17 protein-coding genes are annotated in these 19536 nt (G+C 72.4%); 5 read left to right on the forward strand and 12 right to left on the reverse strand.

The window, feature by feature from the left end:
- Window positions 1-27: 27 nt before the first annotated feature.
- The 3 genes from ACFRMQ_RS04660 to ACFRMQ_RS04670 all read right to left on the reverse strand — a co-directional run bounded on the left by ACFRMQ_RS04660 (window position 28) and on the right by ACFRMQ_RS04670 (window position 6617).
- The gene (locus ACFRMQ_RS04660; protein WP_380726888.1) at window positions 28-990 is read right to left on the reverse strand and encodes a 2-hydroxyacid dehydrogenase; all 963 of its coding nucleotides are present in this window, start codon (window positions 988-990) and stop codon (window positions 28-30) included.
- A gap of 124 nt (window positions 991-1114) precedes the next feature.
- The gene (gene fxsT, locus ACFRMQ_RS04665; RefSeq protein WP_380726890.1) at window positions 1115-5122 is read right to left on the reverse strand and encodes an FxSxx-COOH system tetratricopeptide repeat protein; all 4008 of its coding nucleotides are present in this window, start codon (window positions 5120-5122) and stop codon (window positions 1115-1117) included.
- On the reverse strand, window positions 5115-6617 hold the full coding sequence (locus ACFRMQ_RS04670; protein ID WP_380726892.1) for a TIR-like protein FxsC: 1503 nt from the start codon (window positions 6615-6617) through the stop codon (window positions 5115-5117). Before ACFRMQ_RS04670 ends, fxsT begins: the two co-directional genes overlap by 8 nt.
- A gap of 197 nt (window positions 6618-6814) precedes the next feature.
- On the opposite strand from ACFRMQ_RS04670, the gene ACFRMQ_RS04675 reads away from it, so the two are divergent.
- Window positions 6815-7012, forward strand: coding sequence for a DUF397 domain-containing protein (locus ACFRMQ_RS04675; RefSeq protein ID WP_380698502.1), 198 nt, complete (start codon window positions 6815-6817; stop codon window positions 7010-7012).
- Window positions 7013-7217: 205 nt separating this feature from the next.
- On the opposite strand, the gene ACFRMQ_RS04680 is transcribed toward ACFRMQ_RS04675, so the two are convergent.
- Window positions 7218-8732 (reverse strand): MBL fold metallo-hydrolase, encoded by a 1515-nt coding sequence (locus ACFRMQ_RS04680; protein ID WP_380726894.1) that lies wholly within the window; start codon window positions 8730-8732, stop codon window positions 7218-7220.
- Between the two features lie 78 nt (window positions 8733-8810).
- Between ACFRMQ_RS04680 and ACFRMQ_RS04685 the strand changes: the two genes are divergently transcribed.
- Window positions 8811-9383, forward strand: a complete 573-nt coding sequence (locus tag ACFRMQ_RS04685; RefSeq protein ID WP_380726896.1) for a TetR/AcrR family transcriptional regulator — start codon at window positions 8811-8813, stop codon at window positions 9381-9383.
- A gap of 47 nt (window positions 9384-9430) precedes the next feature.
- Here ACFRMQ_RS04685 and ACFRMQ_RS04690 read toward each other — a convergent pair whose 3' ends face one another.
- Together ACFRMQ_RS04690 and ACFRMQ_RS04695 are read right to left on the reverse strand one after the other, a co-directional pair.
- Window positions 9431-9676 carry a hypothetical protein gene (locus ACFRMQ_RS04690; protein WP_380726897.1) on the reverse strand — a complete coding sequence of 82 codons (246 nt, stop codon included), beginning with the start codon at window positions 9674-9676 and terminating at the stop codon, window positions 9431-9433.
- The gene (locus ACFRMQ_RS04695; protein ID WP_380726899.1) at window positions 9673-10041 is read right to left on the reverse strand and encodes an ATP-binding protein; all 369 of its coding nucleotides are present in this window, start codon (window positions 10039-10041) and stop codon (window positions 9673-9675) included. The genes ACFRMQ_RS04690 and ACFRMQ_RS04695 overlap by 4 nt, the downstream gene beginning before the upstream one ends.
- A gap of 138 nt (window positions 10042-10179) precedes the next feature.
- Here ACFRMQ_RS04695 and ACFRMQ_RS04700 point away from each other — a divergent pair, with 138 nt between their 5' ends.
- Both ACFRMQ_RS04700 and ACFRMQ_RS04705 read left to right on the forward strand, forming a co-directional pair.
- A complete protein-coding gene (locus tag ACFRMQ_RS04700) occupies window positions 10180-11076 on the forward strand; it encodes a helix-turn-helix domain-containing protein (RefSeq protein WP_380726901.1) in 897 nt (298 codons plus the stop codon).
- A gap of 2 nt (window positions 11077-11078) precedes the next feature.
- On the forward strand, window positions 11079-11276 hold the full coding sequence (locus ACFRMQ_RS04705) for a DUF397 domain-containing protein (RefSeq protein WP_380726903.1): 198 nt from the start codon (window positions 11079-11081) through the stop codon (window positions 11274-11276).
- Here ACFRMQ_RS04705 and ACFRMQ_RS04710 read toward each other — a convergent pair.
- Window positions 11273-11746, reverse strand: coding sequence for a hypothetical protein (locus tag ACFRMQ_RS04710; RefSeq protein WP_380726905.1), 474 nt, complete (start codon window positions 11744-11746; stop codon window positions 11273-11275). The two genes, ACFRMQ_RS04705 and ACFRMQ_RS04710, sit on opposite strands and share 4 nt — an antisense overlap.
- Before the next feature lie 197 nt (window positions 11747-11943).
- On the opposite strand from ACFRMQ_RS04710, the gene ACFRMQ_RS04715 reads away from it, so the two are divergent.
- Entirely contained in the window at window positions 11944-13110 is a 1167-nt protein-coding gene (locus ACFRMQ_RS04715) for a damage-control phosphatase ARMT1 family protein (protein ID WP_380726907.1), read from the forward strand.
- Between the two features lie 73 nt (window positions 13111-13183).
- Here ACFRMQ_RS04715 and ACFRMQ_RS04720 read toward each other — a convergent pair whose 3' ends face one another.
- The 5 genes from ACFRMQ_RS04720 to ACFRMQ_RS04740 form a co-directional block, all read right to left on the reverse strand.
- Window positions 13184-13987 (reverse strand): aminoglycoside N(3)-acetyltransferase, encoded by an 804-nt coding sequence (locus tag ACFRMQ_RS04720; protein ID WP_380726951.1) that lies wholly within the window; start codon window positions 13985-13987, stop codon window positions 13184-13186.
- Window positions 13988-14024: 37 nt separating this feature from the next.
- Entirely contained in the window at window positions 14025-16409 is a 2385-nt protein-coding gene (locus ACFRMQ_RS04725; RefSeq protein WP_380726909.1) for an FxsB family cyclophane-forming radical SAM/SPASM peptide maturase, read from the reverse strand.
- Window positions 16410-16562: 153 nt separating this feature from the next.
- Window positions 16563-16748 (reverse strand): hypothetical protein, encoded by a 186-nt coding sequence (locus ACFRMQ_RS04730; RefSeq protein ID WP_380726911.1) that lies wholly within the window; start codon window positions 16746-16748, stop codon window positions 16563-16565.
- A 334-nt stretch (window positions 16749-17082) separates the two neighbouring features.
- Window positions 17083-18165: an aKG-HExxH-type peptide beta-hydroxylase gene (locus tag ACFRMQ_RS04735; protein WP_380726913.1), complete on the reverse strand. Its 1083-nt coding sequence runs from the start codon at window positions 18163-18165 to the stop codon at window positions 17083-17085.
- Between the two features lie 194 nt (window positions 18166-18359).
- Complete coding sequence (locus tag ACFRMQ_RS04740; protein WP_380726915.1) at window positions 18360-19526, reverse strand: FxsB family cyclophane-forming radical SAM/SPASM peptide maturase; 1167 nt, start codon at window positions 19524-19526, stop codon at window positions 18360-18362.
- Between the last annotated feature and the right edge of the window lie 10 nt (window positions 19527-19536).

Consider the following 19536-nt stretch of genomic DNA (forward strand, 5'->3'; position numbering starts at 1 on the left):
GCCGAGGGGGCGCGGCGCCCCCTCGGCTCAGGCCGTCACCGGCGTCAGGGGCGCCGAACCGCCCAGCACCGCCAGCACGTTGTCCACCGCCAGGCCGCCCATCGCCTGCCGGGTGCGGACGGTGGCGCTGCCCAGGTGCGGGGCGAGCACCGCGCGCTCCTGGGCGAGCAGCGCGGACGGGACGGCCGGCTCGTGCTCGAAGTTGTCCACGGCCGCGGCGAACAGCGCGCCGGACTCCAGCGCCGCGGCCAGCGCCTGCTCGTCCACCACGCCGGCGGTCATGCTGACCACCACCGCGCCGGGCGGCAGCAGGGCGAGCCGGCGGGCGTCCAGCAGGTGCCGGGTCTCGGCGGTGAGCGGGCAGGTGACGACCAGCACGGTGGAGGTGGCGAGCAGTTCCTCCAGCGGCTTCCAGTCGGCGCCCTCGGCCTGCTCGGGCGGCAGGGCCCGGCGGTTGTGGTAGCCGACCGGCATGTCGAAGGCGCGGGCCCGGCGGGCCACCGCCTGTCCGATCCGGCCCATCCCGAGCACGCCCAGCGGGGTGCCGGACAGCTCCAGGCCGAGCAGGAAGTTCGGCGCCCAGGTCCAGGGCGTGCCGGAGCGCAGCAGCCGTTCGCCCTCGCCGAGCCGGCGGGTGGCGGCCAGCAGCAGCGCCCAGGCCATGTCGGCGGTCGCGGTGGTGAGCACGCCGGGGGTGTTGGTGACCGGCACGCCGCGCTCGGCGCAGGCGGCCACGTCCACGTTGTGGTAGCCGACGGCGTGGTTGGCGACCACGGCCAGCTCCGGTCCGGCCGCGTCGAGGAACTCGGCGTCCACCCGGTCGTCCAGGGTGGTGATCACGGCCCGTCGGCCGCGGACGGCGGCCAGCAGCTCGGCCCGGTCCATCGCCAGGTCGGAGTCGTGGCAGGTGGCGGCGTGGTGCGCGGTGAGGCGCTCGATGACGCCGGGGGCGAGGCGCCGGGTGACCAGGACCGGGGGCGGGGTGCTCATGGTCCCGCAGCGTACCCCCGGCGGGGAGCGCGCCCCGGCCCCGAAGCGCGCCCCGCACCGGAAGCGCGCCCCGTCCCCGAAGCGCGCCCCGCACCGGGAGCGCGCCGCCCCGCCACCTCTCCCGTCAGACCGGCTGCGGCTCCAGGTCCCGGTTGATCCGCTTCCAGCCGCGCGCCGAGACCGTGTTGGGGTGTTCCTCGCCGAACTGCCGGATCAGCTCGGCGATCGACCGCGCCCGCAGCTCCGCCGCCTGGGTGTGCTTCCCGCCGGACCGCAGGGTGATCGCCAGGTTGGCCTCGCAGGCCACCGCGTCCGGGTGCTGCGCGTTGTAGCGCTCGCACAGCCCCTGGTGCGCGGCCCGGCCGAGCCGTTCGGCACGGTCGGTCTGCCCGTCGTCGCCGTAGGCGTTGGCCAGGTTGATCATCGCGTTGAGGGTGTACGGGTGCGCCGCCCCGACCGAGCGGGTCAGCCCGTCGACGGTGAGCCGGCCGCGTTCGATGGCGCCCTGGACGTCGCCGCTGCCCCGCAGGTAGATGCCGAGGTTGTTGGCGCAGGCCAGGGTGAAGGGGTGCTCGTCGCCGAACAGCCGCCGGTGGCCCTCGAAGACGGTGGAGCAGAGGTCGCGGGCGGCCTCCTTGTCGCCGGAGGCGCTGTGGTCGGCGGCCAGGTTGAGCGCGCAGGCGAGCGCGTCGGGGGCGTCGGCGCCGTAGCGCTCCAGGTACCGCTCGTAGGTCTCCTTGGTGATCCGGCGGGCCTCGGCGAGCTGGCCGATCCGGCGCAGCGAGACGGCCAGCGACTTGGCGTTGCGCAGGTTCTCCGGCAGGTCCGGGTCGAGCACGTCGCCGAGGTCGGAGGTGACCTCCTGGAGCAGGTCCACCGAGCCGCGGTAGTCGCCGAGTTCGCGCAGGTCGCGGGCCAGGTTGGACTTGGTGGACAGGGTGTAGGGGTGCTTGGGGCCGAGCACCGCGGTGCGCCGGTCGAGGGTCTCCTGGTCCAGCTCCCGGGCCGCCTCGCTGTCGCCGACCAGCCGGTAGTCGATCGCCAGGTTGTTCGCCATGGAGAGCGTGCGCGGGTTGTCGTCGCCGAACAACTCGCGGAACTGGTCGAGGATTTCGCGGTCGAGGTCGAGCGCGGCCTGGAACCGGCCGAGGGCCCGGCGGTCGGCGCCGAGCGAGCCGGCGGTCATCAGGGTGTACGGGTGGTACTCGCCGAGCAGGGCCCGCTGGCGCTCCACGGTGTCCTCGTCCAGGGCCATCGCCTCGGCGTAATTGCCCTGGGAGCGCAGCACGTTGGCAAGCTGGAAGCGCAGCAGCAGGGTCTGCCGGTCGTTCTCGCCGAGCTTTCCGGTCCACTCCGCGTCCAGCGCGTGGCCGAGGTCGCGGGCGCGGTCGAGTTCGCCGCGCTTCCACAGGTAGCGGACCCGGTCGATGAGCAGCTGGCGGGTGTCCGCCTCGTCGCAGTTGTGCGCCTTGGAGGGCGACAGGTGCGGCCAGATCTCGTCGAAGGCGGGCCAGTTGGCCGGGTCATCGGTGTCGCCGAGGACGGGCCGGGCGCCGGTGAGGATGCGGTGCACCTCGTGGACGGCGATCTCCTGGTCGTCGGCGGTCATCCCGGCCCGGATCACCGCCTGGACGAGCCGGTGCACCTGGAAGCTGTTGCTGCCGGCGTCGACCTTGGCCAGCGCGTACCGGCCGATCGCCTGGATCACCTTGCCCAGCATGAACTTGTCGCTGAGGTCGGCGTCGAACTTCACCAGCGCCCGGATCATCTGGTCGCTGTAGAAGAGGTTCATCGAGATCGGCTCGGGCGCGAAGAACGCGCACAGCTGGAGCAGCCGGACGGCCGCCGGGGACTGCTGGCGCAGCCGGCCGATCGACACGTTCCAGGTCGCGGCGACCGGGGTCGGGTAGTCGGCCGGGCGGCCGACGGCCAGTGCCCGGGCGGCCTCGGCCTGAAGCTGGGCGACGTAGGTCTCCACCGGGGTGCCGGTGGTGTCCAGCCAGGCGGCGGCCACCTCGACGGCGAGCGGCAGGTCGCCGACCGCCTCGGCGACCCGGTCGGCGTCCGGGCGGGAGAGGCTGCGGGCGCGCCGGCACAGGTGCTCGACGCTCTCGCCGCGGGTGAAGACGTCGACTTCGAGCGCCTCGGCGTGCCCGGTCCAGGCCTGGTTGCGGGAGGTGACCAGGATGTGGCCGGAGCCGCCGGGGAAGAACCGGCGGATCTCGGCGGGCTCGTCGGCGTTGTCGAAGATCAGCAGCCAGCGCGAGGTGGGCATGCCGCGGCGCAGCGCCTCCCGGGCGGCCTCGGCGGCCTCGGAGACCGAGTCGCCGACCCGCAGTCCCAGCCGGCGGGCGAGTTCGGCGAGCGCCGGGGCGACCAGCTCGGTCTGCTCGGCGTCGATCCACCAGACCAGGTCGTAGTCGGACATGAAGCGGTGGGCGTACTCCAGCGCCACCTGGGTCTTGCCGACGCCGCCGAGCCCGTACAGGGTCTGCGGGGTGGGCAGCACGGCCGCCATGCCGCCGCGCAGCTGGTTGCGCAGCTGTTCCAGGACGGCGGCGCGACCGGTGAAGGAGGGGTTGCGCGGCGGGACGTCCCACACCGAGGGCTTGCTGCCGGGGAAGCGCGGCCCGCCGCTGGGCGCCTCCGCGAGCGGCGCGTCGCCGCGGCCGAGCGCGCGCAGCAGGCTCTGGACCGACTGCGCCTCGTCGCGGCCGACCAGGTCGACCGGGTTGCGGTTGCTGAACGGAGCGGTGAGCCGCACGTCGCCGACCCGGACGGGCAGCAGCTGGCGCCGGGTGCCGGAGGGGTCGGAGCTGACCACCGACTCCCACAGCGCCCGGGCCTGCGGGGAGCGCTGGTAGGCGGGCGAGAGCACCGCGACCGTCCGGTACGCGGAGTCGATGCCGCGCTCGGTCTCCTCGCGCGGGTCGGTGCCGGCGCTGAGGTCGCGCGGCAGCACCCGGAAGCCGGCCAGGGTCAGGACGGACTCTATCCAGTCCGCCCACATCCGGTCCTCGGGGACGTAGGAGAGGTAGAGGTCGGCGGGGACGGACGGGCGGCGGCGGGTGAACGCGTCCACGTAGCGCAGCCGCAGCTCCTCGTCCATCGGCGGCAGGCCGGGGGCCCGTCCGTCGGTGAGCATCGAGGTGAGCCGCTCGCAGGCGGCCAGCATCGAGGTGGGGGTGCCGGTCTGGTCGCCGAAGGTGGCGAGGATCTCCTCGTAGGCGTAGAACGGCCGGTACGGGATCTCCACCGAACCCCAGTACTGGGCGAGTTCCTCACCAGCCAGACCGACCGGCAGCCCGTCGAAGCGGACCCGGGCGAGGGCCCGGCCGGCGTCCGCCTTCTCCTTCTCGCCCTCGTCGATGCGCATCGGGACGGGCAGGATGCGGATGCCGCGCTCGCGGTAGCGGTCGTGGATGTGCTGGGCGATCCGGGAGGCGCCGTCGATGGACTGGTCGCTCAGGGTGAAGCAGACCACCAGGTCGTCGGGCATCTGGACGGTGCAGATCTCGGCGATGTCGGACAGGCCGGTGCGGGAGTCGATCAGCACGTAGTCGTAGCGCTTGGCCATGTCGGCCTTGAGGGCGTCGAAGAACTGCCCGCCGTCGAACCGGTCGTAGAAGATGTCCCAGTCCAGGTGGGTGACGGCCTCGGAGTAGTCGCGGTTGAACTGGCCCGCGGAGAGGAAGTCGAGGCTGCCGGTGGACGGGAAGTACGGCCAGGTGAGCGAGAGCGCGTGCGGGTGCACCCGGGCGAAGTCGAGGTGCCAGCCCTCGGCGTGCTCGACGGGCCGCAGCGCCTCCTCCCGGTACTCGGCGATCAGGTCCATCATCCCGGTGGTGCCGGCGAGCGAGGCCGGATCGAGGAACGGGTGGAAGAACTTGGCCAGGCCCGGCGCCTCCAGGTCCCAGTCGACGGTGAGCACCCGGAAGCCGTTGGCGGCCAGGATCCAGGCGGTGTTGGCCAGCGCCATGGTGCGGCCGGTGCCGCCCTTGTACGAGTAGAAGGTGATGATCCGGCCGTTGCGGTCCTGCTCCGCGGCCCGCCGCTCGGCCTCCCGCTGGGCGACCACCTCGGCGGGGGTGATGCCGCCGAGGCGGAGGTTCCTGGTGCGGTTCTCACTCATCGCGGTCCTCGTCCTCCCATCGGGTGGTGCGGCCGTCGCGGTTGCTGCCGCCCGGTCCTCGGTCGTTTCCCCGGCCGTTTCCCCGGCCGTTTCCTCGGTCGTTTCCTCGGTCGTGTTCCCGGTCGTGTTCCCGGTCGTGTTCCCGGTCGTGTTCCCGGTGCTGTCCTTGGGGGTGCTCCCGGTCGCGCCCCTGATCGTCGTCGAAGGGGTCCACCGGGGACCCGTCCGGTCCGTACCCGCCTCCGCCGCGCCGGAACGCGTCCCGCAGGCTCGGTCGGGGCACAGGGGGTTCCTCAGGTTCCCCCCGAGCGCGCCCCTCGAAGGCGTACTTGGCCTTCATCGCGGCCCGGGGCAGCGCGTCGTCGAAGTCCTCCAGCGCGTTCAGCCCGGTCGGGCCGGTCGCGCCGAGGAAGCTCGGGCGGCTGGCCCGCCGGGTGATGCGCAGTGCCTCGTCGCTCAACCCCCCCAGTTCTTCCGCGTATGCGACGCACTCCGGGTCGTCGCCGTTGAACGGCTCCAGGATGCTCACCCAGGCGGCGTCCGAGCGGTCGAAGCGCCGGACCAGTTCGCGCCGGCGCGGGTCGCGCAGCGCCCACCGGTCGAGCAGCAGAAGTCCGGGGGCCTCGGCATGTCCGTCGATGATCGACTCGACCTCGTCATCGAACTCGTGCACGGTCGGCTGGAACCCCAACTGCCGTGCCAGTCGCACCGCGTGCTGGGCGATGGGCGAGCCGGCCGGCCGGTACGGGTGCCAGTCGACCCGTCGCTCGCCGTAGTAGTCGGGACTGCGGTCGTCGGGCAGCTCGCCCTGGTGGTAGGCGAGTACGGAGATCCTCAGCTGCTTGGTCGGGGCGGTGACGTTGAAGGCGCTCGGCAGGGTGTTGAACTCCAGCCGTCGCCGCCCGATCGGGATCACCGTCTCCTCGGCGACCTGCACGATCCGGGCCGCCAGCCGGTGCACGGCCAGCTCGTAGGCGGCGCGGAAGTAGCTGAGCTTCATCAGCGCGTACAGGCCCTCGGCGGCGTACTCGGGCCCGAAACTCGTGTGGTTGAACTGGAGTTCACTGGCCACGTCCGGCAGCCGGTAGCGGCTCATCGGGGCCCACAGCACCGGGACGATGCCACTGGTGCGCTCGTAGTCGAGGTTGGCCGGGTAGACCGGTCGGCGGGTGAAGGCGTGCCATTCCTGGCCGCACGGAACGCTGTTGAAGTACCTCGGGGAGTACAGGGGTACGAAGACCCGGCACGTCGCCAACTCGTCGGACAGTCGTTCGGCCCACAACTCGCCCTGGTGCATGGACTCGTCCATGAAGCCGACCGCCACCCCGTCCGGGACGGTGGTGAGCTGGAGCACCGCCTCGCAGAGGTCCCGGTACAGCTGCCTGACCCAGTGGTTCGGATCGCTCGCGCCCCGCGCGCCGGCCTTGGGGGTGTGCGCGTAGGAGAGGAAGAAGTACGGCCGGGCTTCGTCCTCGTCCCAGCCCCGGTCAGTCACACGCGCCTCCCCCGGGCCCGTCGGCAACCTGCCTCCCGCAGCCCCCGTGCGGCGGGGCTTCAGTGTAGGAACGACTGACACCCCAATGGAATAGCACAACGTCTCGCACGAATTGACATGACCGAAACGATGATGCCACCCGTGCACTGGGAGCAGTACCCTCGTTCCGGCCGCCGCGCACCACCGGGAGGACATCCGTGGACCACCTCGACTGGCAGAGGTCCAGCACCAGCTACGACAAGGACGAGTGGATCGAGATCGCCTCCGAGGGCGACTCCGTCTACATCCGGCAGTCGAACGACCCCACCCGCATCGTCACCACCACCCGCGTCAAGTTCAACGCCTGGGTCCTCGGCGCCAAGGCGGGCGAGTTCGACCACTTCGTCGGCCTCTGAGCCGGACGGGCCGGGACCACGAAGTCCTGATCGCGGAGTCCTGACCAGGAAGTCCTGACCAGGGAGCCCTGATCGCGGAATCCTGAGGTCCCCCGGACCGGAACCGCCCGGCCGTCCCCCCTACGGTCGAGCGGTTCCACCGTGTCCACACAGCTCTCCGGCCACCCCGGGAGGTCGGCCCGTCCGACTTCCCGGGGTGGTTCGCCTAGGCGCCCACCTCGCTCAGCCAGCCGTCCAGCGGCACCCGGCAGGAGTTGACGATGCCGGCGACCATCCCGTACGTCCCGACCAGCGCCAGGAGTTCCAGCAGTTCCGGCGCCGGGTACCGGCCGGACAGCGCCTGCCAGGTGGCCGGGGCGAGCGCGTGCCCGTCGTGCAGCTCGTCGACGGCCCGCAGCAGCGTGCGGTCGGCCTCCGACCAGTCGGGGTGGTCCGGGCCGGCCGGAACGCGGGCGATCTCGGGCTCGGTCATCCCGGCCACGACGGCGAGGCGTGCGTGGTGCTCCCACTCGTACACCGAGCCGGTGCGGTGCGCGGTGCGCAGGATCGTCAGTTCGCGCTCGCGGAAGGGCAGCAGGCCCTGGTTGAGCTGGGCGAGCAGGGGCACCAGGGCGACCAGCAGGTCGGGGTGGTGGCCGATGGTGGCCAGGACGTTGAGCACCGGGCGTCCCGCCAGCGGGCCGGCGCCACCGGCGACCAGCCCGGCCGCGGGGCCCTCCAGCCGCCCGGCGAGGGCGGCGAGCTCGGCGGCGGACCGCGGCGCCAGCCGGGGGGTCGGGCACGCGGGGCGCGGGTCCTCGGCGGTGAACTCCTCCATCCCGACCAGCAGTTCCTGCTCGACCGGGGTCCCGTCGCCGTTCAGCTCCCGGTACACGGCACCGATGTTGAGCAGCAGCCGTTCGTGGTCGATCCAGTCCTCGAACCCGTCCAGGTCCATCTCCCGCGCGGCCCGCAGCACCGGGACGCCCGCCCGGTGGGAGCGCGTGGCGTGGTCGAGGACCCGCTCCAGGTAGCCGCGGAAGGTGCGGACCTCGGCCTTGCCGACGACCGGGCCGTGCCCGGGAACGATCGTCTCCACGTCCAGGCCGAGGATCAGGTCGCAGGCGGCGAGCCAGCGCTCCACCGGTCCGCTGTGGACCACCGGGTGGCCGCCGATGAACAGGATGTCCCCGGCGAACAGCACGCCGGCGTCGGGCACGTGGACCAGGACGTCACCGTGGGTGTGGGCGGGGCCGACCTCGATCAGCCGGACGGTGCGCCGCCCGACGGGGACCTCCAGTTCGCCGCTGAAGGTCCGGTCCGGCAGAGTGGGCGCGATGCCGGCGAAGTCGAAGACCTCGCGCATCTCCCGGACGACCCGTGGGAGCGGCAAGTCCCCGGGGGCGGCGATGAGTTCGTGGAGGTGGTCGCGCCTCATGTCGATCGCGGCGGCCTCGGAGGCGATGATCGTGGCGCCGGACAGCAGCTGGTTGCCCCACCAGTGGTCGCCGTCGCTGTGGCTGTTGACCAGGGTGTCGATGGCGACGCCGGGCAGGGCGTTCGCGACGGCGTCGAGCAGTTCCCGGGTCTGCGGGACGGTGAACAGGGTGTCGACGAGCAGCGCCTCGTCACCGGAGACGATCAACCCGGCGTTGCTGAGCCCCCAGGAGCCGTTCGGCTGGAGGTAGGCGTAGGTGTCGGCGGCGATCTCGTGCAGGCCGAGGGTGTACGGGACGACCATGGCTCGGTCTCCTCGCTAGGTGGACTGGATGCTTTAGATGTACTCCAGTTCATCTATGGATTCAAGTATACTTTTCTGGTGACCCTGACGAACCGACATGACCAGCGCCGTACCGCAACCCGGGAACGGCTGCTCACGGCGGCACTCCAACTGTTCGCCGCCCAGGGATACGCGGCCACCACGTACGACCACATCGCCGAACGCGCCAACGTGGGGCGCCAGACGGCGTTCAACCACTTCCGCCGCAAGGAGGACTTCGTCACGGCCTGGGCCCATCAGCGGCACGAGGCCCTGGACCGACAGGGGGACCCGCACGCGTCGGCCATCGAGTCGCTCGCCGACGCCCTGCACGCCCTCGCACGCCTCAACGAGCGGGAGTACGCGCTGGCCAGGGAACTGCACGACAGCGGAGTGCTCCACACGGCGTTCGCACTGGGCACCACGGCACCCCAGGCGTTCATCGCCGCCGCGATCAGAGGGCACGAACGGGGCGAGATCCGGCTGGAATTGAACCCCTGCGCAGTGGCGGATCTGGTGTTCGACAGCTACATCACGGCCCTGAGCCGCTGGCTCGCCGCCGACGCCCGCTACCCACTCGCCGACGCCCTGCTCGCCCGGCTCGACATCCTCGCCGGCGGCTTCACGACGTGAGGAACGGGCGCGGGCCCCGCCCCGGCCGGGCGGGGCCCGCGTGCGCCCTACGGCCGGCCGCGCCTGAACTCGCGGACGAGCGAGAGGAGGTTGATCAAAGTGCTGGCCGGAACGCTGCCGAGGGAGACGAGGATCTGACCGTTCAGGACCGTCTCACCCGGCTTGGCGGAGGGCCAGAGAAGGCCCAATTCACGACCCTCGGTACGGAGTTCCACGATCAGCTGGGTGAGATCGCGGCCGGTGAGGTGGCGAATCGCGGGATCGCGCGGGTGGATGGGGCGGATGGCGCTCACGCGACGCAGTCCAGCTCGAACCAGACCCGCTTGCCGAGCTTCTGCGGCTCGGCACCCCAGCGGTGCGTGAGGCCTTCCACCAGCTGGAGCCCACGCCCCGACTCGGCCTGGGTGTTGATGTCCTGACACTGAGGCAGTTCCGGGCTGCGGTCCGCGACGGTGACGCGGAGGATCTTGTCGGCGTAGACGACGGTGACGACGGGCGAGGGCGTCATCCCGTGCCGCCAGGCGTTCACCACCAGTTCGATCAGGGCGAGTTCGGCGTCCCCGATCGAGGAGTTCGCGTACCCGGCGCGCAACATCGCGTCGCGCAACACCTCACGGGACACGGTAAGGGAGGGGGAGTTGAGGTGGGGGTTACACATGGGGATTCTCCCATCAGCTCAAATGAGCTACACACGGAGGAGCCTGACGCCCCATCCGGCGAGCGGTGCAGTGAAACTTTAGGGTATTCTCAGCAAAGTTGGCAACACTCTCCGGAGTCACACCTAAACTGTCCGTAGGTGACGATCTGCGAGGAAGGTACGCCCATGGCATTCGGAAATGGGATCAGCGAGCGTCAGCGCCGGTTGGGCGAGGAACTTCGCAGGGCACGCGATGCCACCGGCCGCTCGGCGCTGGAGATCGGACAGGCGATCGGGGTGAAGGGCCCTGCCATCAGCCACATCGAGTCCGGCAGGATGGGCCTAAACCTTCCTCGGCTGAACACCTGGCTCGACCTGTGCGACGTGACGGACTCCGGCTACCGGGCCGGCCTCGCCGCCATGTGCGAGAGCTCAGGCAAGGGCTGGTGGACCGAGTTCAAGACTCACGTCACACGAAGCTCACTCGACCTGGCCGAGGCGGAAGCGCGGGCAACGGGCTTGGACAACTACGAATCCTTGCTGATTCCCGGCCTCCTACAGACCAAGGCCTACAGCGAGGTCATCCAGGGGTACACCGAGAAGAAGGTCGAGTTCCGCCACGAACGGCACAAGGTCCTGACGGGCAAGGACGCCCCTACATACCGTGCCGTGATCCATGAGGCCGCCTTGCACATGATGTACGGAGGCGCGGCGGTCATGTGGGACCAGCTGAACCATCTGATCGAGATGAGCAGGTTGCCCAACGTGTCGATCCAGATCCTTCCGTTCGACTGCACCGCATTCGCGTCGAACGACACGCCCTTCCTACTCATCCGAGGTATGCACGCTCGCCTTGGAACGGTGCTGCTCGAACATCCACATGGATCCAACTTCATTGGAGACCCGGAGGTCGTGACAACATTTGACCGGAAGTTCGACCGACTCAGGGGCTTGGCTCTTCCGCCCCTCTCTGCGGCGACATCCTCATCATCGCCCGCCCATCGAGACTCGTTGGGCTTGATCCAGCACATCCGCTACAAGGTCCAGGGAAGATAGTCATGCACCAGCTCAACTGGCAGAAGTCCAGCTTCAGTAGCGACCAGGCCAACTGCGTCGAGATCGCTTCCGCCGACGAGCTGGTTCACATCCGCGAGTCCGACGACCCCACCCACATCGTCACCACCACCCGCCCCACCCTCCGGGCCTGGCTCCGCGCCGCCAAGGCCGGCGACTTCGACCACTTCGGGCTCCGCTAACTCAAGCGCCGCTGTGCCCACTCGGACACGTCGCTCAGCCGGACGGCGGCCTTGCCGGGGTCGCCGGTCCGTGTGGGCTGGTCCACCTCGAAGTCGTAACCGGTCAGTCCGCTCTCCTCCTCGACGATGCGAGCGATGCGGTAGGCCAGCTCCATCACCTCCAACGCCGCCGCCCCCGAGTGGCGGTAAGCGACCTCGATGCCGGCCGTGTCCCCGTAGTAGTCGAGCTGCACACGCCCCGGCGGCCCGACCGTCTCAAGGGTCAGGCTGTACAGGTACTCCTCGGACTCGACAGCTCCGACGTCCCGCGAGACCCGGTCCAGGATCCGCTCCCACTCGACCCGTTGCGCGTCGGTGAGGCGAAGCAGCGGTATCTCGGCGTCAGGATCAAAACCGGCGTTGAGGCGATCCAGCGTCTCCTGAACCGTGAGTCCAGGCTCCACCCGTACCAGCATGATGTCGTAGGTCACCAGGCGAATCTACGAAACCCCCAGCGCGAACTCCACGCCTGCCTCCACCACTCCGAGGCCGGCCACTTCGACTTTCCCACCGGGGTCCGCGTCGACGCGGAGGCCGGCCCGGCGTCGGTGCGGCTCCGTCACGGGCAGACCATGGATCATGTGGCGGAGCCCGCCGACAGCCGACGAGGAGAAGGACGAACCTGAGCATGCCCACCGCACCCGTGATCCTGAGCGGCACCCCCGGCACCTTCGCCCGGGACGTCTTCCACGAGCGGCACCCGAAGCTCGTCCGGCAGGTGCTCGACGCACTGCCGTACCGGCCCGCCCAGCGGGCCGCGATCGAAGCCCTCCTCGCCGAGAGCACCAGCGGCGTGCTGGAGCCGCTCGGCACCTGCGCCCACGACCACCAGCAGTGGCTGGAATGGGGCGAGGGCATGTTCGGACGACCGTGGGGCGAGGCCCCCTTCCTCTGGGCCGAGAGCTACTTCTACCGCAGGCTGCTCGAAGCCACCGGCTACTTCCGGCCCGGGGCCTGGCAGGGCATCGACCCGTTCGCGCCCTTCAAGGACGCCGAACTCGCCGGCCCCGCCGTCGACGAAGAGCTGGCGGCCCTCGACGAGCTGCCCGCCCTGTCCACCGAGAAGCGGGGCGAGGTCCTCCTGTCCTCGGCGCTCTGGGGCAACCGGGCGGACCTCAGCTTCCGGATCACCGCATCCACTGCCGACGCCCCGGTCCCCGCCCTGATCGCCGACGACAGCCCGCTCCTGTGGACCACCCTCACCACCGCCCGCGACCCGAAGGTCTACGTCATCGCGGACAACGCCGGCCGGGAACTGCTGCCCGACCTCGTCCTGATCGACCATCTCCTCACGAGCGGACTCGCCGCCGAGGTCGTCCTCTACGTCAAGCCCTCCCCCTACTACGTCTCGGACGCGACCACGGCGGACGTCCTCGCGACCGTCCACCGGCTCCGCCGCGCCCCGGCCCGGGAGGCCGAACTGATCGGCCGCAGGCTCTGGCACGCGATGAACACCGGCACCCTCACGGTCCGCACCCACCCGTTCTTCTGCGCCCCACTGCCGTTCCACGACATGCCCGCCGACCTCAGGAACGAACTCTCCGACGCCACCCTGACGATCACCAAGGGCGACCTCAACTACCGCCGCCTCGTCGGGGACCAACTCTGGGACGCCACCACCCCGTTCGCCGAGCGAGCCGGCCACTTCCCGTCCCCGGTGGCGGCCCTGCGCACGCTGAAATCCGACGTCATCGTCGGCCTGGACGCACCCGTGCTCGCCGGACTGGACGCCACCGGGGAGCCGTGGCGGACCAGCGGCAGGTTCGGCCTGATCCAGGCCCACGCCCAGGCGTAGTACCGCGCGAGAAGTCGGCCCGGCCGACTTCTCGCGCATCGGATGAGAGCGAGGCTGGGCGGCCGGGCGGGCTTCAGGCCCGCCCGCGCCGCAGGATGCCCTCCGCGAGGTCGACGGCCTCCCGGACCGGCACCAGCCGGCACTCGGCCGCCGCGCCGACCCGCCCGGTGCTGATACCACGCGCCGTCCGCAGGACCTCGGCGCCGAGCGGACCGAAGTGGAGGTCGTCCAGGTGCGGAGCCCGGAAGGCGGCCCAGCCGTCCTCGCCGACGCAGCGGTACTCCCGCTCGGCCACGTCGGGCATCCGGAGGTCGGCCAGGTGGAAGGCGGTGAAGCGGTCCATCGGGACGCCGAGCATCAGCACCCGGGCGTCCAGGTCGTAGAGCCGCCCGAGCGGCGACTCCGGGCCGAGGTGGGAGGTCAGCGGGTGGTGGGCGGTGACCGCGCGAGCGCGCCGGCCCACAGCCGCCCAGGAGGTCTGCGGGTGGCGGCTGCGCAACGCGCCCGGGCACGTGCGGATCGCCTCCGACAGCGCCCCGACGGTGGGTGAGGCCGGGGTCCGGGCCGGGTCGAAGCGGGGCATCCGGGCCTGGTACTCGTCGATCTCCGCCGGCGAGAGCCCGGCGGTGACCGACTGGTACAGCCGGGAGCTGGCGGAGTTCTCGGGCGTGGCGGTGTAGGCGACCAAGGTGCCCTCGGGGCCCAGGACTTCGCGCAGCGCCTCGACCACGGCCGCCGCCCCGCCGGGCACCGGCCCGAGGGTGCGCAGGGACGCCTGGACGTGCAGGACCTCACCCGGGCGGACCCCGAGGTCGCTGAGGGCGCGGACCAGAGCTTCGGTGGGGAGGGCTTCGGTGGCAAGGGCTTCGGTACGGATGGCGTCTCCCCGGGGGTGAAGGCGGCGGATGGACGGGTCAGACCCCGGCCCGCTCCCGCCGCACCCGGTCGGCCGCCTGCTCGGCGGCGGCGGGCAGCGCCAGGGCGAGCCAGGGTGCCACGGTGGCGCGCATGCCGTCGGCGAAGCGTGTGCCGGTCCCGGTCAGGGCCCCGGACGCGGCCAGCCGCTCCACGGCCTCGGCGGTGTACCGCCGCCAGAGCGCGAACTGTTCGCGCGCCCGGTCGGCGGCCCCGCCCGGCAGCCCGTCGTACGCGAGGGTGCGGGTGCCCCAGTACTCGGTGACGGCCAGGTGGGCGTACGTGCCCTGGAGCAGCCCTTCGAACGGCCGGGGATCGGGCCGCCAGGGCGCGAAGTACAGGGTGGTGTCGGCGCGGTCGTACAGGTCCACCAGGTCGAGCACCGCGCCGAGCTTGACGTGCTGGAACTCGTGGGCGAGCAACAGCGCGAGGGTCGGCGCGGTGGCCGGCCGGGCGATGGCGACCGCGCCGTACGCCTGCCGGGCCGCCGAGCTGACGTCCCGGCCGGTGGGGCCCGGCCGCAGCGGGGTGACCGCCGCCAGGCCGGCCCGGATGCCCTCCGCGTAGCCGGGCAGGTCCCGCCCGAGCAGCTCCCAGGCCTCGCGCAACGCGCCCGTCCAGTCGAGCAGTTCGCCGTCCGAGAGGCGGCCGGACACCGGATGGTCGTGGCTGTCGCGCAACGGGTCGGTGTCCTCCAGCGCGACCGTCCAGCCGCCGGCCAGCCGCACCCGCCGCAGCGGTTCGTCCAGCACCGTGAGCACCGAGCCGTCGGACGTCCGCACCTCGAAGCCGTCCGGACGCCCGGTGACCACGGCCTCGCCGTCGGGTACGGCGAGGCGCCCGAGCGTGGGCAGGTGCAGCCACCCGCCCCGGACCGGAACCGCCACCGCGTCCCCCCGCCCGGCCCGCACCGCGGCGGCCGCGGCGAGCGCGGCGAGCGGGCCGAGCCCGACCGGCAGGTCCCCGGCGAGCCGGCGGGCCGCCCAGGCGCGGGCGTACGGGTGGGCGAGCACGGCGTCCACGGCGGCCGGGGCCGCCGTGTCGAGCTCCGCCAGCAGTGCCCAGGCCTCTGGGCGCCCCTGCCCGGAGGCGTCCCAGGCGGCGGCCAACATGGCCCTGGTGAGGCGGAGTTGGGAGCGTCCCAGCGCGGCGACGGTGTCGGCTCCCCCGTAGCCGTGGGCGAGCTCGTCGAGTTGCGCCGGGGTGAGCGCGCCGGGCAGCGGCTCGCCGACGACCTGGGCCGGAACGGCCGTCGAACCCCCGTTCCCCGCAATGCCGTTGATGAACGTCATGAGATCACCGCAGTAGACGGAGGGATGGTCGAAGCCGCCTCCTCCATCGTCGCTCCGATAGCGGTGGGCGTACAGCCCGCCGCCGCAGGAGCGCACCACGGAGCAGGAGCGGCAGGCCTCGCTCAGTCCGGCCAGGCCGGACTGGCGGGCGGCGATGCCGGGGTGCCGGGCGAGGTCGTCGAGGCTGTGCGCGAAGACGTTCATCCCGGTGACGGGTGCGCCGTCGTACGCCGTCTTCAGGCTGTCGGCCTGCTCGAAGGTCCCGTCCGTCTCCAGGACCGCCAGGTCGGAGGGTTCGAGCCCGAGCGACTCGGTGAGGCTGGAGAGCCCGCGCAGGGTCCGGTGCACGGACTCGAAGGTCCGTACGGCGAACGGCCGCCCGTCCGTTTCCCACAGCCTGTGGACGGTCAGCAGCCAGTCGGCGTACGGGGTGGCCCCCAGCGCGGCGGGGCGCTTGGGCGGCTCTTCCCAGGTGGCGTGCGGAAGCAGGAAGTCCACGGCGGGCGGCCGGAGTTCGGCCAGCGCCCGGTACACGGCCACCGGATCGTTCTCGACGTCCATCGTGCACAGCAGACCGGCGAACAGGTGCCGGTACTCGGGCTCGCTCAGCAGCCCGACCGCCCGCAGCACCTGTGGATGGCTGCTCCGCCCGTCGGCGAACCGCCGGTGGCGGTCGTTGGCGGCCCTGTCCCCGTCCAGCGAGATGCCGACCTTGACGTCCAGCTCCGCGAAGAGCGAGCAGAACTCGCGGCTCAACAGCACACCGTTGGTGTGGATGCGCAGGTCGAGCACGCACCCGTCCGGAAGCGCCGCCCGCAGCGCCTCGGCGGCCCGGCGCAACCGGTCCGGGCCGGCGAGCAGGGGTTCTCCCCCGTGCAGGACGACCCGGACGGCGGGCAGCCGGTGGGCGGCCGCGTGCTCGCCGATGCGCTCGGCGGCCTTGGCCAGGATCCCGTCCGCGATGACCTTGGGGCGGGAGCGCCAGCTGGTATCCGCGTGTTCGTAGACGTAGCAGTGGTCGCAGGCCAGGTCACAGCGACTGTGGACCTTGATCACGAACTGCGTCAACGGCAGCGGGACGGACGTCGTCATGGAACTGGGACTGTTCGGTTCGGTGAGGCTCATCGAGACCATCGAGACCCAGCGGGGGCCCGGTGGGGGCTCCGTGAGATCCGGTGGGGCTCGGTGAGCCTCAGTGGGGTTGGACCTGCCGGGTCCGGATTCCGTTCGGGAATCCGGACCGGGTCAGATCGAGGAGTTGAAAGCAGCGACCGGCACGAGGCCGGATTCCGCGCCGGGGAGCGCGCGCTGGAGCCGGGCGGCGAGCTCCTCCGCGCCGAGCGCGGCGAGATCGGCGAGAGAGGGACGTTCCGGCGTCTCCTGAGGGTCAGTGAGCTTGCCGGCCGGCCTGGTGCTGGTTACCGGAGTCATAGTTCTTTTCCTTAGGCGCGGTTAGGACCTGCCGAGGGTGGGTATGCCCACCCGGTTGGGACTAAATCTATCTTCCCGCTGCCACTTCGCGCGGCACGTTGCGGACTCACGCTGGGCCCCCGGGCGGCCGGGGCCGTACGACAGCGCACGGGACTCCCAGAATTCACCCGTTCAGCGGTCGCGCACTTCGCCGTGGCGCGCGCCGAAGCGCATCGCCGGGGTAAGGGGTGTCGCCGGAACAGAGTCCTGGAGCAGTACCTGGGCACACCCCGGGAGTGCCCGGAGAAGCACCCGGACAAGCACGTCTTCCGGTCAAGCATCCGAGCGCCCGGAGTCATTCCCCCGGCGCACCGAGCCCCCGCACAGTCCGCACCAGCTCCTCGGTGAACTCCACGCCGCTCGCCGTCAGTTCACCGCAGCCGAGGAGAGTCTCCCCGGCGGTCAGGGTGTGCGTCCGCCAGCGCGCGAACTCCCGGTGCGCGCGGTCTGGGCCACCCGTCCCGGCACCCGCCTCCGCCTCCGCCCGCCAGAAGTCGGCCACACCCAGGTGGGCGTACGCGCCCTGGAGCAGTGCCCCGGCCGGGCGCGGGTCGGGCCGCCAGGGCGCCCGGTAGACCGCCGGGCCGTTGGGGCGGTGCAGCGGCACCAGGTCGAGCAGGGCGCCGAGTTGGACGTGCAGGAACTCGTGCACCAGGGCCAGGGCCAGTAGCGCCGGCTCACCCGGCAGCGAGGCCGCCACCGCGCCGTACGCCCGACGGGCGGCGGCGCTGACCACCTCGCCGCCGGGGCCGGGCCGCAGCGGAACGACGGTGCTCACGCAGGCCGCCACGGCCTGCGCGTGGCGGCGGTGGCGACGCACCAGGATGTCCCAGGCCCCGGTCAACCGCTCTTCCCAGAGGGCGAGTTCGGCGTCGAGAAGCGGGCCGGCCGGCGGCCGTCCGTAGTCCACCCGGCGCGGACCGGCGTGGTCGATCGTCGGCGCCCAGCGCAGCCCGTCACACTCCAGCGCGACGACCGGGCCGGGAATACTGTGGAGGAACTCGTCCAACCCGCCGAGCGGAACGGACTGCCCGACCGACCCGGCCGCCGCGCCCCGCAGGCAATCGGCCGTCCAGGCGTCCAACTCCGGCCGCAGCAGCACCTCTTCCCACCTCTCCCGGTCGTCCCGCCGCAACGCCCGCACCCGGGCGTACGCCTCCCGGTACCCGTCGTGCTCGGGCGCCGCCCGGCGCAGCGCCAGCAGCAGCAGCGCCCGCTTGCTCAACTGCCCGGAGCGCAGCAGCCGGACGGCCTCGGGCCCGCCGCGCGCGCCCGCGATCGCCCGGAACGTCACCCGGTCCACACCGTGCCGGGGCAGCCCGTCCGCCCCGCGCGCGCCCGGCACGCCGGCCGCCATCACCTCACCCGTACCAGCCACCGGTTCTCCTCCTCCTGTGTGCGGCCTCCGGCCCGGTCGGCCGACCCATCCCCAACCCGCCGGGCCCGCCCCCGGTGTCCCCGCGCCGGGGCGGATCAGCCGGACGGCGGCCGAGCGTGACCCGAACGGGTGAGCCGGAGCACCCCGACCCCCTCCCCAGGCCCCTCCCCCGACCAGCCAGGCCGAAGGTCCACTCAGCTCCTCACCAGCCCCGCCACCCCCGCGCGCAGGCGCCCCGCGATGTGCCGGATCAACCGGTCCAGGTCCGCGCAGTACACCGACGGGTGGCCGAAGCCGTCCCCCGCGTACCGGTGCGCGTACAGCCCCCCGCCGCAGACCTCGGCCAGCGGGCAACCGGCGCAGACCGGACCGAGGCCCGCGAGGCCGCGCTGGCGGGCCCGGAAGGCCGGGTGGGCGGCCGCGTCCGCGAAGCCGTGCCGCCACACGTCCAGGCCGGTCCCTGGGGCGCCGTCGTAGGCCACCTTGAGGCTGTCCGCCTGCTCGATCGCCCCGTCCACCTCGACCACCACCAGGTCGACGGGCGCCAGCCCGACCGCCTCGCTGGCCGCCCGGCCGCCGAGCAGCAGCACCGACAGCTCCTCGAACAGCCGCACCCCGGTCTCCCGGCGCGGCGCGCCGTACCAGCGGTCGAAGGCGGCGATCAGCCACTCCCCGTACGGCGCCGGCACCGCCGGCACGCCACCCGGCGGCCCGTCCGGCACCGCGCGCGGCCGCACCCCCGGTGGCGGTTCCCGCCAGGTCGCGTGCGGCAGCAGCAGGTCGAGCCGGGGCGGCGCGAACTCCAGCAGCGCCTCGTAGGTGGCCACCGGGTCCGCGTCCAGGTCGACGACGCACAGCAGGCCGGCGAACAGCTCCCGGTGCCGCTCCGAGCCGAGCAGCCGTACCGCCTCGGCAGTGCGCGCCCAGCTGCCCGCGCCGGAGGGCAGCCGCCGGTGCCGGTCATGGTCGGCCCGGGCGCCGTCCAGCGACACCCCGACCGAGACCCGGTGCCGGTGCAGCACGTCGAGCAGGCCGGGTTCCTCCAGCAGCCGCAGCCCGTTGGTCTGCACGGTGAACCGCACCCGGGGCCGCACGGCCGCCAACTCGCCCAGCAGCACTTCCAGATGGCGAGCGCCGACGAGCAGCGGTTCCCCGCCGTGCAGCACGACGGAGACCTCCTCCAGTCCGTGCTCGGCCGCGTGCTCGTCGATCCGCCGTGCGGTGCGGCGGACGGTCGCCAGCTCCATCCGCCGCGGCCGCCGGCGCCAGCTCTGGTCCGCGCCCTGGTACACGTAGCAGTAGTCGCAAGCCAGGTTGCACCGACTGTGGATCTTCAGCAGGAACTGCCGGAACGGCACCATGCCGTGAGCC

Source organism: Kitasatospora sp. NPDC056783 (assembly GCF_042789895.1).
Classification (GTDB): Bacteria; Actinomycetota; Actinomycetes; order Streptomycetales; family Streptomycetaceae; genus Kitasatospora.